Annotated in this window: 12 protein-coding genes; 3 read left to right on the top strand and 9 right to left on the bottom strand. The window is 34.0% G+C overall.

Features of this window, described 5'->3' with window-relative positions; genetic code table 11:
• Positions 1-8 precede the first annotated feature (8 nt).
• From ABD935_RS12885 to ABD935_RS12875, 3 genes are read left to right on the top strand one after another with little or no spacing between them, the layout of a single operon-like run.
• A complete protein-coding gene (locus tag ABD935_RS12885; protein WP_345192528.1) occupies positions 9-2,084 on the top strand; it encodes an HAD-IIB family hydrolase in 2,076 nt (691 codons plus the stop codon).
• A 15-nt stretch (positions 2,085-2,099) separates the two neighbouring features.
• Positions 2,100-3,371 carry a glycosyltransferase gene (locus ABD935_RS12880; RefSeq protein ID WP_345192527.1) on the top strand — a complete coding sequence of 424 codons (1,272 nt, stop codon included), beginning with the start codon at positions 2,100-2,102 and terminating at the stop codon, positions 3,369-3,371.
• An 18-nt stretch (positions 3,372-3,389) separates the two neighbouring features.
• Positions 3,390-4,274, top strand: a complete 885-nt coding sequence (locus ABD935_RS12875) for a carbohydrate kinase family protein (protein ID WP_345192525.1) — start codon at positions 3,390-3,392, stop codon at positions 4,272-4,274.
• A 5-nt stretch (positions 4,275-4,279) separates the two neighbouring features.
• Here the strand turns inward: ABD935_RS12875 and ABD935_RS12870 are convergent, their stop codons facing one another.
• The 9 genes from ABD935_RS12870 to ABD935_RS12830 all read right to left on the bottom strand — a co-directional run bounded on the left by ABD935_RS12870 (position 4,280) and on the right by ABD935_RS12830 (position 15,594).
• Entirely contained in the window at positions 4,280-4,849 is a 570-nt protein-coding gene (locus ABD935_RS12870) for a YdeI/OmpD-associated family protein (RefSeq protein ID WP_345192524.1), read from the bottom strand.
• A 5-nt stretch (positions 4,850-4,854) separates the two neighbouring features.
• The gene (locus tag ABD935_RS12865; protein ID WP_345192523.1) at positions 4,855-6,501 is read right to left on the bottom strand and encodes a M1 family metallopeptidase; all 1,647 of its coding nucleotides are present in this window, start codon (positions 6,499-6,501) and stop codon (positions 4,855-4,857) included.
• A 59-nt stretch (positions 6,502-6,560) separates the two neighbouring features.
• Entirely contained in the window at positions 6,561-7,031 is a 471-nt protein-coding gene (locus ABD935_RS12860; protein WP_345192522.1) for a DUF6265 family protein, read from the bottom strand.
• A gap of 110 nt (positions 7,032-7,141) precedes the next feature.
• Entirely contained in the window at positions 7,142-8,944 is a 1,803-nt protein-coding gene (locus ABD935_RS12855) for an acyl-CoA dehydrogenase family protein (RefSeq protein WP_345192520.1), read from the bottom strand.
• A 17-nt stretch (positions 8,945-8,961) separates the two neighbouring features.
• On the bottom strand, positions 8,962-10,152 hold the full coding sequence (locus ABD935_RS12850) for an acetyl-CoA C-acyltransferase (RefSeq protein WP_345192519.1): 1,191 nt from the start codon (positions 10,150-10,152) through the stop codon (positions 8,962-8,964).
• A 117-nt stretch (positions 10,153-10,269) separates the two neighbouring features.
• Entirely contained in the window at positions 10,270-12,678 is a 2,409-nt protein-coding gene (locus ABD935_RS12845) for a 3-hydroxyacyl-CoA dehydrogenase/enoyl-CoA hydratase family protein (RefSeq protein WP_345192518.1), read from the bottom strand.
• 7 nt (positions 12,679-12,685) lie between these two features.
• Positions 12,686-13,132, bottom strand: coding sequence for a MarR family winged helix-turn-helix transcriptional regulator (locus tag ABD935_RS12840; RefSeq protein WP_345192517.1), 447 nt, complete (start codon positions 13,130-13,132; stop codon positions 12,686-12,688).
• A gap of 131 nt (positions 13,133-13,263) precedes the next feature.
• Entirely contained in the window at positions 13,264-13,656 is a 393-nt protein-coding gene (locus ABD935_RS12835) for a hypothetical protein (protein ID WP_345192516.1), read from the bottom strand.
• Between the two features lie 168 nt (positions 13,657-13,824).
• Positions 13,825-15,594 (bottom strand): AMP-dependent synthetase/ligase, encoded by a 1,770-nt coding sequence (locus ABD935_RS12830; protein WP_345192515.1) that lies wholly within the window; start codon positions 15,592-15,594, stop codon positions 13,825-13,827.
• Positions 15,595-15,693: the final 99 nt, after the last annotated feature.

Below are 15,693 nucleotides of genomic sequence, written 5' to 3'. Positions count from 1 at the left end.
TATTTTTTATGGATAAAATCGAAGCCCAGATAAGTCTGCTTTCATTTGATATAGATAATACTTTAATAGATTTTCATACGTATAAAAGTAACTTTGGGAAAATATGGAAAAAGTACAAACCAAAAGATGTTCTTTTAACTTATAATACAGGGCGATTAATTGATGATGTTCTTTATTTAATAGATAAAGGTGTTCTTCCCCAACCCGATTATATAATTTCTGGTGTTGGAACACATATTTATAATTATAACGATAAAAGTCTAGTAAAAGAGTTTAATCATGTTCTTGATGATGGATGGGACTTAAAATCTGTTGAAAATGTAATTCAAAACATTGATCATCCAATAAGTGATCAACCTACTAAATTTCAACATGCCTATAAAAGAAGTTATTTTTTTCACAACGCAACTCCCGAACTAATAACTAGCGTAGAACAAGATTTTGCTGATGCGAATATGCATATTAACGTTGTGTATTCAGGAGGTAAGTTTTTAGATATTCTTCCAAAATTTGCTAATAAAGCTAATGCATTACAATGGTTGTTAGAGAAACTAAACATAAAGACTAACCAGGTTATGGTTGCCGGCGATAGTGGTAATGACTCGGCTATGTTTGATATTAAGGATGTAAAAGGTATTGTAGTAGCCAATGCCCATGAAGAACTTTACCAATACACAAAGCATAGGCAAGTTTATCATACCGAAAATGAAAAAGGTGATGGGATTATTGAAGGATTAGTCTATTACAAAGTATTACCACAGGAAGCTAAATTAGATACTAATGTTGACCATACCGATGATTTTTTTATAAAACAAGAACTAAGTCATATTGCCACAGAAGATGAAGACGAGAAAATTGCACTGATTCGTGAAGGCTATGAAAAGGCCATTGAAGCTCTAAAAAAGAATATCACACCACTTGGTTTTTCGGCATGCTCTATAAAGGATAATGTAGCTCATGGAACAGATGAAAATTATTATAGTGTTTGGGCAAGAGATGGTGCTATTACTGTTATTGGTGCTTTACCGCTTATTCATAAAGATAAAGAGATTCATAAATGTGTCCGACAAACACTTATCACTTTATTTGAACACATCTCCAGAAATGGGCAAATACCATCAAATGTTAGAATAAAAGACAATATTCCAGATTATTCAGGTGTTGGAGGTATTTGTTCCATAGATAGTGGGATATGGGTCGTTATTGCTTTTTATGAATATGTAAATGTGACCAAGGATATAAAATTCCTAAGAGATTATATTTCGGATATTAAAGAAACCATGAGATGGTTAGGTGCTCACGATAGTAATAATGATGCACTATTGGAAATACCCGAAGCAGGGGATTGGACCGATTTATTTGGCAGAAGTTATAATATACTTTATGATGAAATTCTTTGGTATCGTTCTAATGTATGTTTTGGAAGACTCTTGGAGATGTTGGGTGATCATGAACAAGCAGGTGAATATATTCGTTGGTCACAAGTCATAAAAAAAGAAATATTACAAAATTTTTGGCCTTCAACACAACAGCAGCTATTTCAAACAGTATCATTTGCAGAAAAGCAATTTACGCTTGGAGATACATCATATTTAATAGCACAAACAACACCATTTGATTTTAGTTGGAGATGCGATACACTTGGTAATATTCTAGCCTTTTTACATGGAACCATTGACTCCGAAAAAGCCCACCAAACCTTTAAATTTATGTTAGGTGTAGGCGTTAATGACCCTTTTCCTGTTGCTAATGTATATCCCGTGGTAAGCCCAGGAGATCCTGATTGGAGACCTTATTACACCGTTAATTTATTGAATTTACCAAATCACTACCATAATGGTGGAATATGGCCATTTGTTGGTGGTTTTTGGGTTAAGTTTATTAATAAATTAGGTTTAAAAGATATTGCAATAGCCGAATTACACAAGTTAGCACTTATAAATAAAGAAGGCATAAATGAAGAGTGGGAGTTTAACGAATGGGCACACGGAACAACTGGAAAACCCATGGGTAAAGCCTATCAAGCATGGTCTGCAGCACAATACATTTCTGCTTGCCATGATTTAAAAATAATTAATAAATAACTAAAAAATAATACTATGAAATCGATTTTAATGATCTCTTTACACGGATATGTAGCTGCAAATCCAGAACTAGGAAAACCAGATACAGGAGGACAGGTAGTGTATGTACTTGAGCTTGCAGATCGTTTCAGTAGGCTAGGTAAAAATGTAGATTTATTAACACGACAGTTTGAGAACCAACCTGAATACGACCATGTTAATGAAAATTTTAATGTATGGCGAATCCCTTTTGGAGGAAAAGAATTTATCCGAAAGGAAGATATGCATGATCATTTAAAGAAGTTTGTTACCAATACTTTGGCTGCAATAAAAAAAGAACGTAAAAAGTACGATGTTATTTATTCCCATTATTGGGATGCTGGTTGGGCAGGTCAAAAAATTGCTGAAGAGTTAGGTATATCACATGTACACACACCACATTCATTAGGCTGGTGGAAACAACATACCATGGGTAGCGATATGAACGAAAAAGAAATGGAAACCTATCGTTTTAAAGAACGTATAAGAAAGGAGTACTTTGTATTTCAAATGTGTAATCATGTTATAGCAACAACTTTACCTCAAGTAGATTTATTAACGCAACAATATGATGTATTACCTAGAAATTGCTCAATGATTCCCCCAGGAATTGATGAAAATCGTTTTTATCCCGTGCCAACAAAAGAAAACGATAAAATACGGGCAAAATATGATATTCATCCAACCGATATTTTAGCTTTAGGAAGAATGGCACATAATAAAGGCTATGACTTACTTATAAAAGCTTTGCCCACAGTTTTTGAATTGTGCCCAGAAGCACGTTTAGTTGCGGCAGTTGGAGGAGATTCTGCACAAGATAAACAAGGGATAAAAAAATTAAAAGCACTAGCCAATGATCTTGGTGTTAACGATAAGATTAAGTGGAAGAATTATATAGCAGATGAAGATTTAGCAAACGTATATCGTTCAGCAAACATTTTTGCTATGCCCTCGAGATATGAACCGTTTGGAATGGTAGCCATTGAGGCTATGGCATGCGGAACTCCAAGTGTAATTACGGTACATGGCGGTTTAAATGATTTGATTGATTTTGGTAATCAGGCTTTATTTGCAGACCCACATCGTCCAATAGAGTTTGGAGCAATGATGTCTATGCCTCTGTTATATCCAAATTTAAGAAATGAATTATCTGTTGAAGGCGCTCGCTTTGCAAGAAGAAACTTTGGATGGACAGGTATTGCTAAACGTATGCTTCAGGAGTTTAGAAACTCTATAAATCAGCGGACTATGGAATCCAATATTTATTAATAGTTTAATACAAAGCAAATGTCAAACATAGTTTGTTTTGGAGAGGTACTTTGGGATATGTTTCCAACGCATAAAAAAATTGGTGGTGCACCACTTAATGTCGCATTGCGACTAAATTCTTTTGGACACAATGTTAAAATGATTAGTGCTATTGGTAATGATGAAAATGGTAAAGCACTAATTCAGCATATACATGAAACAGGTTTGGATACCGTAACCTATATCCAAAGGCTTATCGATTATAAAACAGGCGATGTTAAGGTAACGCTTAACAATAAAGGATCTGCAACTTACGATATTATGTATCCCAGAGCATGGGACAAAATAGAACTTAATGAAATGAGCAAAGATATAGTTAGTAAGTCTAACGCTTTTGTTTTTGGAAGTTTGATAACTAGAGATGAGGTTTCAAAAAGTACGCTTTACAGCCTTATAGATAATGCAAGCTATAATATATTCGACCTTAATTTACGAGCACCTTACTATACTAAAGCTATTTTAACACATCTGATGGAAAAGGCGGACTTTATAAAGTTTAATGATGACGAATTATATGAGGTAGCCAGTTTCTTAAATTCAAAATATGATAGCTTAGAAGACAACTTAGAATACATTTCAGAACAAACCAATACAGATCATATTTGTGTGACAAGAGGTGAGCATGGAGCAGTATTGCTTTATAATAATGCGCTATATTATAATAACGGTTATCAAATAAAAGTAAAAGATACAGTAGGTGCAGGCGATTCTTTTTTAGGAGCTTTAATAAGTCAATTGTTAAGTAATGTAGAGCCACAAAAAGCTATCAATTTTGCTTGTGGTGTTGGTGCTTTGGTAGCACAAAGTGAAGGTGCAAACCCCAAACTTTCGTTATCTGAGATTAATACTTTTATAAACCCTTAAGCAGCTTACCAAGTATCTCTACTTTTAATATTAGCACATAACTCAATAATCTGATTTATACGTTTTTTTCTTGTGTCTTTGCGTTTGGCGCTGTGTAACCAAGACAGGTAGCTTTTTCTATAACCTCTTGCAAAATTTTGATAGTTTTCAAATGCCAATTTGTTTTTATCGAATGCAACTTGAAGTTCTTTAGGAATAATGCTATTTTCAACATCGTCCATGGCTGTCCATGTCCCTGTTTTTTTTGCAAGCTCAATCATTTTATGCCCAGAAGGATGAATTAATCCTACTTTGGTTAATTCTTTTACATATTTTTTATTGAGAGCGCTCCAAGTACTTTTTGGATTTCTAGGGCAGAAGTACTGTCGCCTTTTTCCATTTCCTAAACTTTTTACAGTAGAATCAATCCAACCAAAACAAATAGCCACTTTAACAGCCTCTTCCCATCGCATTGTGGGGACTTTCATTTCTAGTTTGTAAAAAATAAGATATACTGCTTTTTCTTTGCTATGGTTGTTAAGTAGCCAATCATACCAATCGGTGTGGCGTTCAAAATGGAGTTCAGGAAGGTTCAAAACAATTATAGTTGTTTAAATTCCGCATAAAAATCTTTGTCAAAAACTACTGGTATTTTACTGGAAGGGGTTTCTAAAGTCTGCCATTCAACTTTTGGATAAATCCAATGTTCATCATCCGCGATTTTTACTTGAATAGGCATATCAAAACCTTCAACAATATTAGTCCAACGGTATTTTAAAGTTTTCTTTTTTATTGAATATTCTAGTGTAGGAACCATAGTGGTTCTTAAATACTGATTAAAAAATTCAGTTAAATCTATACCAGTTTCTTTAGATAAAAAATCTTCAATTTGCTGTGTGGTTACGGTTTGATGGTAAAAAGTAACATTCATTTTTCGTAAAATTTTTCGCCATTTTTCATCGTCTTCAACAAGTTGTCTTAAGGTATGGAGCATATTGGCTCCTTTGTAATACATGTCTGCAGAACCTTCGCTATTAACATTGTAATTCCCTATTAAAGGTCTATCGTTTGCAATGTTTCTACGTGTACCAATAACATATTCTGCAGCTGCTTCTTTACCGTAGTAATAGTCTAAAAAGAGGTTTTCCGAATACGAGGTAAATCCTTCATGAATCCACATATCAGCAACATCTTTATTGGTAATATTATTGGCAAACCATTCATGCCCAGCTTCATGAATAATGATGAAGTCGAATTTTAGACCCCAACCAGTACCAGATAAATCATTCCCCAAATAGCCATTTTTATATTGATTGCCATAAGTTACAGAACTCTGATGTTCCATACCTAGATAGGGCACTTCAACAAGTTTAAAACTATCGGCATAAAATGGATACTGACCAAACCAATGCTCGAAAGCTTTCATCATTTTTGGAGCTTGTTTAAATTGTTCTTTGGCCACTTCTAAATTGTCTTTTAAAACATAATAATTCATGTCTAAATTCCCCCCTTGTCCATCATAAACTTCAGTGAAATTTGCATAATCACCAATGTTTATGTTAACGCCATAATTATTAATTGGATTTTTAACAACCCACGTATAAGTCTTTGTATCTCCAATTTGCTCAACACGTCTTAATCTTCCGTTAGAAACATTTATTAATTTATCAGGAACATTCACGCTAATTTGCATACTATCTACCTCGTCGTACATATGATCTTTACATGGCCACCAAACACTAGCTCCCAAACCTTGACACGACGATGCTATAAAATGATTACCATTTTTGTCTTTTTTCCATGAAATGCCACCATCCCAAGGAGCTCTTACAGCTTCTTTAGGATGACCTTCATAATACACATCTAAGCTTTTTATTTCGCCTATATTTTGATTGTTGATTAGGGAGATGAAGTGTGCATTACCATCATGTCTAATTTTTAATTCTTTATCATTTTGAACTGCTTTTAGCAGTTTCATAGGAGATTGTAAATCAATTTGCATGACTGAATCATGCTCTAAAACTTTATATTGAATGGTGTTTTTTCCCGAAATGAATTTATTGTCTGGGTCAACTTTAATGTCTAAATGATAATAGGTTAAATCCCACCATTCGCGTTCAGGAGTAATACTTCCTCTTAAAGTGTCTTGCCTTGTGAAATTATTTTTTTCTGTTAAAAGACCTTGTGCATTTAAGAAAAAAAGGGGTGTTATTAAAAAAATTATAAGTAAGCTGAAATGGTTTTTCATTAATTTAAAATTTACACTAAAATTAAATAAAAAGGTTCATAAGAGTTTGTTAATTTTTGCTATTTGGTATAATTGAATTTAACGGTTTCTATAGAACCGTCTTTTTGATGAATATCTACATAAACATTCATTTCGTTATCATTTACTTTCTCAAATATCATGCCTTCAAAAATAGCTTTAGTAGGAGTGATTTCTTTCAAAGGAAAATCTACGGTTTCATCTTTAGTCTCCCAACCTTTCAAATCATTGTTGAAGTGCTTTAATTGAAGTATTAAAGTGTTTTCTAATTCTCTAATAATTTCTATTTCATAAAATGAAACTTTTCCGTCGTTAATTAATTTAAAGGTAGCCATCATGGAACCACCAGATGGTTCACTCCAATTTTCTTCTGTTAGTCCACCAAAGGCCTCACCTTTCCAGTTTCCTGATATCCAAGCTATATTTTTTAGTTTAGGTTCTAATGTTTTCTTTTCTTGAGCAATCAAGATGGAAGTCGTAAATAATAGATAAACAATTACTAAAGTTTTCATATTTATGATTTTTCTCTAAATTAATAAAAATAAAAAAAAGCACTCCGAAAATTTATCCGAAGCGCTTTTAGAATTGAGTTAGTCGCTCTATTCAAATCCTGTTTTTTGTATTAAAAACAATATTTATTTTCTTTAATTACTTTTTCAGCAATAATATGTCTTAATTCAATAATATTGGGCATGTTTACATATTTAATATAGCGTTTTAAACCCATAAGCATCATACGTTGCTCGTCACCTGTAGAGAAAGAAATTATAGAATGCTTTCCAGCGGTTTCAATCACATCAATAGCATGGAATAAGTTTAATTTTGCCATAGCTATTTGTTCTTTTGCATTGGCTTCACCTTCTTTCTTTGCCATTTTTTCTGCACGAAGAATAGCGGATTCTGCTAAGTAAATTTGAATTAAAATATCTGAAGAAGCCAACATGAGTTGTTGTTGACTTTCAATTTTTTCACCATATTTCTGAAAAGCTGCACCTGTAACCATTAAGAATAGTTTTTTAAGATTTTTAACGATGCTTTTTTCTTCTGAAAATAACTCCGAAAAATCAGGAACATCAAAAGAAGGAATGCCTGTAAGTTCTTTAGCGACAGCTTGTGCAGGCCCCAATAAATCAACATGACCTTTCATGGCTTTTTTGATCAACATACCAATCGAAAGCATTCTATTGATTTCATTGGTACCTTCATAAATTCTAGCAATTCTAGCATCTCTCCAAGCAGATTCTATAGGTGTTTCTTCAGAGAATCCCATACCTCCATAAATTTGGATACCTTCATCTGAACATTTTTGAATAAATTCTGAAACCGCTACTTTTAGGATAGAACATTCAATTGCATATTCTTCAACACCTTTTAATTCGGCTTCTTGATGTGTGTCTTTTCCGTTGTTTTGACGAATAGTAATACGGTCTTCAATATTTTTTGATGCACGATAAGTTGCAGCTTCACCAACCCAACAATTAGTAGCCATTTCAGCTATTTTTTGGCGAATTGCTCCAAAGCTAGAAATAGGAACTTTAAACTGAATACGCTCATTGGAATATTTAACGGATTCAGTAATCACACGTCTTTGTGCGTCTAAACAAGCAGCGGCTAACTTTATTCTACCTACGTTTAGAGCATTCATGGCAATTTTAAATCCGTTACCTCTAGTGGATAACATGTTTTCAACAGGAACTACTGTTTCGTTAAAGAAAACTTGACGAGTAGAAGATGCGCGAATACCTAGTTTGTGCTCTTCTTCGCCCATCGTAATTCCGTTTGGGTTTTCTGAGTCGTATTCAACAATAAAACCCGTAATGTTTTTATCATCTTCAATTCTAGCAAAAACAATCATTAAACTGCAAAAACCAGCATTTGAAATCCACATTTTCTGACCTGTAATCTTGTATGTTTTACCATCTTCAGAAAGTACTGCTTTTGTTTTTCCAGAATTAGCATCACTACCCGCACTAGGTTCTGTTAAACAATATGAGCCAAACCATTCTCCAGTGGCTAATTTGGGTACGTATTTTTGTTTTTGTTCTTCATTGCCGTATAGTGTAATTGGCATGGTGCCAATACCCGTATGTGCACCAAATGCAGTACTGAAAGAGCCAGTCGCTCCAGAAATAAAATCACAAACCAATACCGTGTCAACAAAGCCCATGCCCATTCCTCCGTATTCTTCAGGAACTGAAACACTTAAGAAACCAAGCTCTCCAGCTTGCCTCATACAAGATTCTGTTAAGGCATAATCTTTCTTTTCGAATTGTGCTTTTTTTGCCCAAATTTCTCTATCAACAAATTCGGTAACAGCTTCTTTCATCATAAGCTGATCTTCGTTGAAATCTTCAGGTGTAAAAATATCTTCACAATCAATTTCTTTAACTAAGAATTGACCGCCACGTAAAATGTCTTTTTCCATTGCTTTTACTTTATTTTTTAATTTAAAAATTCAAAGATGCCACATGCACCTTGACCAGTTCCAACGCACATAGTAACTGCTCCATATTTACCTTTCATATCTCGTTTACGCATCTCGTCAAAAAGTTGCACCGAAAGTTTTGCTCCTGTACAACCAAGTGGATGGCCAAGAGCAATGGCGCCTCCATTAACGTTTACTATGTTTGGGTTTAAATCTAATTCTCTAATTACTGCTAAAGACTGAGATGCAAACGCTTCGTTCAATTCAATTAACGATAAATCATTCTGTTGTAGTCCCACTTGTTTTAATGCCTTTGGAACAGCCTTTACAGGGCCAATTCCCATAATGCGAGGTTCTACACCTGCAGCGGCATAACTGACTAATCTTGCAATAGGCTCAAGGTTTAATTCTTTAACCATATCTTCACTCATTACCATTACAAAAGCAGCACCATCACTCATTTGCGATGAGTTACCGGCAGTAACACTTCCTCCAGCAGCAAAAACAGCACGTAATTTTGCTAAAGCCTCTAAACTTGTTCCTTCCCGAGGGCCTTCATCTTTTGTTACTGTATATTTTTTTGTTGCTTTTTTTCCGTTGGGATCAATGTATGTTTGTTCAACCTCTATAGGTACAATTTGGTCTTGAAAACGATTTTCAGCTTGTGCTTTTAAAGCTTTCATATGAGAATTAAAAGCAAATTCATCTTGGTCTTCACGAGATACTTTAAACTGATTTGCAACCGCTTCTGCAGTATTTCCCATCCCCCAATAATAATCTTCGTGGCCAGCACTAACCGTATCGTAGTTTAATTCTGGTTTAAAACCTGTCATAGGTACAGAACTCATACTTTCAGAACCTCCAGCAATAATACAATCGGCCATTCCTGCTTGAATTTTTGCAGTGGCAATACCAATAGTTTCAATTCCTGAAGAACAAAATCGATTTACAGTAACACCAGGTACATCAACACTATTTAATCCAATTAATGAAATAAATCGCGCCATATTTAATCCTTGCGCACCTTCCGGCATAGCGTTTCCAACAATAACATCATCAATTCTTGATACATCAAGATTTGGTAATTCCTTCATCATGTGCTGAATGGTTTCGGCACCTAACTCATCTGCTCTTTTAAAACGGAATACACCTTTTGGAGCTTTACCAACAGCGGTTCTGTATGCTTTTACTATATATGCGGTCTTCATAATTCTATTTTTATTTTGGAAAGAGAGCAAAGAAAATAGATTAGATAAAAAGACTTTTAAATCTGTCTCTAAATATTGTCGTTTAGGTTCTCTTTTTTAATCTCTTTATTCTTTTTTCTAATTACGTAATGGTTTTCCCTTAGTCAACATGTGTTGAATTCTCTCTAAAGTTTTACGTTCCGTACATAATGATAGGAATGCTTCACGCTCTAAGTCTAATAAATATTGCTCGCTAACTAATGTTGGTTCGGATAAATCGCCTCCAGCCATAACGTATGCGAGTTTATTCGCGATTTTCTTATCATGTTCGCTAATGTAATTACTGTCTTCCATAGCGTCAGTTCCCACTAAAAACATACCTAAAGCTTGCTTACCAAGTACTTTTACATCTGTTCTTCTTATGGGTTGTGTATATCCTATATCTGCCATAAGTTTGGCGTGCTGTTTTGCAACCGCAATTTGGCGGTCTTTATTAACAACTACAATATCTTTTCCTTTTTGAAGCACACCCAAATCGAATGCTTCGTAAGCTGAAGTTGATACCTTTGCCATACCAATTGTTAAAAAATATTCTTGTAATGTATTTAATTGAACATCACCTTTTCTAAATGTATCAGAAGCTCTTAAAGCCATTTCTTTTGAACCCGCTCCACCAGGAATAACACCAACTCCAAATTCTACAAGCCCCATATATGTTTCTGCTGCGGCAACTACCTTGTCGGCATGCATTGATAATTCACAAGCACCACCTAAAGACATACCATGAGGTGCGGATATTGTTGGGATAGAAGAATAACGCATACGCATCATGCTATCTTGGAAATATTTAATAGCACCATTAAGTTCATCATATTCTTGTTCTGCGGCCATCATAAAAATCATGCCAATGTTTGCACCAACCGAGAAGTTTGCACCTTGGTTACCAACTACTAAACCTGCAAAATCTTTTTCAGCAATATCAATGGCTTTATTTAATCCGGCAAGTACGTCGCCACCTATAGTATTCATTTTGGATTGGAATTCTACATTTAGGATGCCGTCTCCTAAATCTTCAACAACAACTCCTGAGTTTTTAAAGACTTCATTCGATTTTCTGATGTTATCTAGTATGATGAAGCTATCTTGTCCTGGAATTTTTTCTTGTGTTTTCTTCGGAATATCATAAGCGTAGGATGCTCCATCTTTTACGGTGTAGAAAGAAGAACTTCCTGAAGCAAGCATATTGTTTACCCAAGCATTTGGTTCTAAACCTTCGGCTTTCATTATTTCTATTCCAGCTTCAACGCCAATAGCATCCCAAATTTGGAAAGGACCATGTTCCCAACCAAATCCTGCTTTCATAGCATCGTCAATTTTATATAAATCATCTGTGATTTCTGGAATTCTATTTGAAACGTAAGCAAATAGAGCCGCAAAACTTTTTCTGTAGAATTCCCCCGCTTTATCTTTTCCTTTTACTAATACCTTAAAACGGTCAACAACTTTATCAATAGATTTTGTTAATTCTAAAGTGGCGAATTTTGCACGTTTTGCAGAACGATATTCTAAGGTGTTTAAGTCTAGCGTTAATATTTCTTTTTTACCTTCTGAAGAAACGGTTTTTTTGTAGAATCCTTGACCGGTTTTACTTCCAAACCATTTGTTTTCCATCATGGTATTGATGAAATCTGGTAATTTAAAAAGTTCTAAACGTTCATCATTAGGGCAGTTTTCTCTAATGCCGTTTGCTACGTGAACCAAAGTATCTAATCCTACAACATCAACGGTTCTAAAAGTAGCCGATTTTGGACGGCCTATTACAGGACCTGACAATTTATCAACTTCCTCAACTGTTAAATCTAAATCTTTAACCGTGTGAAATAAACTTTGAATACTGAAAATACCGATTCGGTTACCTATAAAAGCTGGTGTGTCTTTGGCAACTACAGACGTTTTTCCAAGGAATTGTTCACCATAACCATTTAAGAATTCTAAAACTGAAGTATCTGTTTTTGGTCCAGGAATAATTTCAAATAACTTTAAGTAACGTGCTGGATTAAAAAAGTGTGTACCACAAAAATGCTTTTGAAAATCTTCTGAACGGCCTTCACTCATAAACTTTATAGGAATACCAGACGTATTTGATGTCATTAAGGTACCTGGAGTTCTATATTTTTCTAGTTTTTCAAAAACTTGTTGTTTGATGTCAAGTCTTTCAACTACAACTTCCATAATCCAATCTACATGGGCTACTTTAGCAATATCATCCTTAAGATTTCCAGTAGTAATTCTATTAGCAAAACTTTGATGATAAATAGGGGCGGGTTTAGATTTTAAAGATGCGGTTAATGCATCATTAACCAATCTATTTCTAACTATTTTATCTTCTAAAGTTAACCCTTTTGCTTTTTCTTTATCGTTAAGTTCTCTAGGGACGATGTCTAATAAAAGGACTTCTACTCCAATATTGGCAAAATGGCAAGCGATACCACTTCCCATAATACCTGAACCAATAATGGCTATTTTTTTAATTCTACGTTTGCTCATTTTATTTTTAACTATCAGATTGACTGTATATTTTTTTATTACTTACCATGTCATTAATGACTTCGGCTACTTCATAAAAATGTATTAATTGTTCTTCTGAAACATTGTTTTTTATGGCTTCATTGAATAACAATACTTTTTCTTTCGAGTAATTTCTTTTTTCTAGACCAAAATCGGTCAGGGAAATAATAACACCACGACCATCATTAGGATTAGGTTTTCTTGTAATTAAGCCTTTGTTTTCCATGGTTTTCAATATTCTAGATAAACTTGTAGCTTCCATTCCCATTTTTGGACCTAAAGCTGTTGAGGGTGTACCTTTTTCGGGGTCTATACTTAACAATGTAAAACCCGTTGCCATGGTGCTTCCAAACTTTGAGGCTTCTTCATTGTACATTTTTTGAACTGTTAACCATGTAGTTCTAAGTACATAGTCTATGGTTTTATCTTTCATAGTGTTTGATTGGTGTGCTCAAATATAAAAAAAAATACTATGCATGCATAGTATTTTTTTTAAAATTATAATTATTTTTTATAAGTAAGCGGTAATGGGTTGTAAAACAGTGAATTAAATGATGTTTTTTGCTATCCTATCTTGCCGTTTACTGCACCTATAACGGCACCTATAATGGATGTCATAACAACTGAAATGGCAACATCCAAAGCGGCTAATTCCATTGAAATAGTAGCGTTCATCGCTAAATTAAAAAAGTTGTAAAATAAACCTATAAATAAGCCAATAATAGCGCCTGCTTTAGCTCCGGTGATAGCAGTTGTAATTTGTGCCCATTTTGTAAAAATGAATGATACAAATAATCCGAAAGTTAAGCAACCTAAAAATATGAATAACATAGCGTTGGAACTTTCTTCCGGTTGAGGAAATGTGTTTATAAAAATAATTCCATAAAAGAGCCAACCTAAAAGGAAATCAACAATACCTCCAATGATACCGGAAACTAAAAAATTTTTTGTTTTCATTTGTTTTTGTTTTAATTGGTTATCAATTTAAAAGTATTAAAATGATGTATAAATAACAAAAAATATGATTTAAAATTAAGCAACTGTTTGTTTTTGAGCTGTTTTATTGAGAAATGTTTAAGTTATTTTATAAAATGGAATTTTATATTTATAATATGGTTGAAGAAATTATGGGCGGTAAATTTCTTCAATTAAATCTAGATACATTTTTTTTATAGTATCTCTTTTCATTTTTAGAGTAGGAGTGAGGTGTCCAGCATCAATAGACCAAACTTCAGGTGTCAGTTTAAACACTTTTATTTGCTCCCATTTACCAAATTTTTCATTACAGATATTCATTTCTTTTTGAATGCGGTCTTTGATGATATCTGAGTTTGCGATATCAATTTCAGATTTCCCGATGGTAAGTTGTTTTTTGTCGATCCAATCTTTAATAAAATCAAAATTAGGTTGGATTAATGCTGCGGCCATTTTTTCGCCTTCGCCAATAACCATAACTTGTTCAATAAATCGGGATTGCTTTAATTCGTTTTCAAGAAGTGTTGGAACAATATATTTACCACCAGAGGTTTTAAACATCTCTTTCTTTCTGCCCGTGATTTTTAAAAAACCATCAGCATCAATTTCACCTTTATCACCTGTGTGAAAATAATCCCCTGTCATGACTTCAGCAGTTTTTTCTGGGTCTTTATAATATCCCATCATAATGTTTGGGCCTTTGCAAAGTATTTCGCCATCTTCAGCTATTTTAACATCCACATCATCTATTGCTTTTCCAACATATCCTATTTTCCATCCTTTATTGCGTCTATCGCTTACGGAAACTCCAGGCGATGTTTCTGTTAGCCCATAACATTCCATAATAGGTATATCTGCAGCACCAAATATATGCCCTAATCGAGGTTGCAGCGCTGCACTTCCAGAGGCCATAAATACAATATTGCCTCCCAATGCCTCCTGCCATTTACTGAAAATGAGTTTTCGTGCCAATGCTAGTTTTAATTCATACCACCAGCCATTTTGCCCGTATGGTTCAAATCTAGTCCCTAGATCCACGGCCCAAAAAAATAATTTCTTTTTTATTCCAGATAAATCTTGACCTTTTGCTATAATTTTATCAAAAACTTTTTCAATTAATCTAGGAACAACAGTAATCATGTTGGGTTTGACTTCCTTTAAATTATCGCCTATTTTATCTATGCTTTCAGCAAAATGAATGGAGATACAGCGATATTGACATAAATATAAAAACGTACGTTCAAAAATGTGGCATATAGGAAGAAAACTGAGTATTTTTTGATTCCTCTCAAGAGGGAATCTTTTTTCTACAGCAAACACGTTCGAAACTATATTGGCATGAGAGAGCATTACACCTTTGGGCTTTCCAGTAGTACCAGAAGTATAAATAATAGTTGCTAAATCGGATGCGCTAACAGCATCTTTTCTAGCTTCAACATCATTCTGATTTGATTTGTCTTTTCCTAGTTCAAATAACTCTGAATAATTTTTACATCCTTCAATGACATCAAAGGAATAAACCTCCTTTAATTTTGTTTTAGATTTAATCTTATTTATTTTTTCTAAAACGTCTTTATCCGAAACAAAGCAGTAAACAGATTCGCTATGGTTTAAAATATACTCATAATCTTCAGAAGAAATAGTTGGATAAATGGGAATGGTCTGTGCCCCAGTTTGAAGCGTGCCAATATCTACAATATGCCATTCGGTCCTATTTGTTGAAGAAATAACAGCTATTTTATCATCTTTCTTAACGCCCAGTTTCAGTAAAGCTCTACTTAAGGCATTGGCTTTATCTAGATAGTCTTTAGTGGATGTATTAACCCATTCATTATTGTGCTTTGTAACCAAAGCATTATCTAAAGGATGGTTTTCTAGCTGATAATAAGGGAAATCAAAAAGTCTTGTAATTTCTGTCATTTGCTATTTAATAGTTTCTAGTATTGCAAAGTATGAAATTAAAAAGGATTTTCAAATATGTTAAAAACTTCTTTAGAACGCTCTGGTTTTAATAATCAA

It is taken from the genome of Algibacter agarivorans (assembly GCF_039543245.1).
GTDB classification, from domain to species: Bacteria; Bacteroidota; Bacteroidia; order Flavobacteriales; family Flavobacteriaceae; genus Algibacter_G; species Algibacter_G agarivorans.
Note: the sequence above shows the minus strand (reverse complement) of the source record. Positions and strands in the feature narration are given on the sequence as shown.

Excerpts from the sequence above, each read along its gene's own strand:
- ABD935_RS12885 (WP_345192528.1), top strand. The coding sequence starts at position 9 with ATGGATAAAATCGAAGCCCAGATAAGTCTGCTTTCATTTGATATAGAT.
- ABD935_RS12880 (WP_345192527.1), top strand. The coding sequence starts at position 2,100 with ATGAAATCGATTTTAATGATCTCTTTACACGGATATGTAGCTGCAAAT.
- ABD935_RS12875 (WP_345192525.1), top strand. The coding sequence starts at position 3,390 with ATGTCAAACATAGTTTGTTTTGGAGAGGTACTTTGGGATATGTTTCCA.
- ABD935_RS12865 (WP_345192523.1), bottom strand. The coding sequence starts at position 6,501 with ATGAAAAACCATTTCAGCTTACTTATAATTTTTTTAATAACACCCCTT.
- ABD935_RS12860 (WP_345192522.1), bottom strand. The coding sequence starts at position 7,031 with ATGAAAACTTTAGTAATTGTTTATCTATTATTTACGACTTCCATCTTG.
- ABD935_RS12855 (WP_345192520.1), bottom strand. The coding sequence starts at position 8,944 with ATGGAAAAAGACATTTTACGTGGCGGTCAATTCTTAGTTAAAGAAATT.
- ABD935_RS12850 (WP_345192519.1), bottom strand. The coding sequence starts at position 10,152 with ATGAAGACCGCATATATAGTAAAAGCATACAGAACCGCTGTTGGTAAA.
- ABD935_RS12845 (WP_345192518.1), bottom strand. The coding sequence starts at position 12,678 with ATGAGCAAACGTAGAATTAAAAAAATAGCCATTATTGGTTCAGGTATT.
- ABD935_RS12840 (WP_345192517.1), bottom strand. The coding sequence starts at position 13,132 with ATGAAAGATAAAACCATAGACTATGTACTTAGAACTACATGGTTAACA.
- ABD935_RS12835 (WP_345192516.1), bottom strand. The coding sequence starts at position 13,656 with ATGAAAACAAAAAATTTTTTAGTTTCCGGTATCATTGGAGGTATTGTT.
- ABD935_RS12830 (WP_345192515.1), bottom strand. The coding sequence starts at position 15,594 with ATGACAGAAATTACAAGACTTTTTGATTTCCCTTATTATCAGCTAGAA.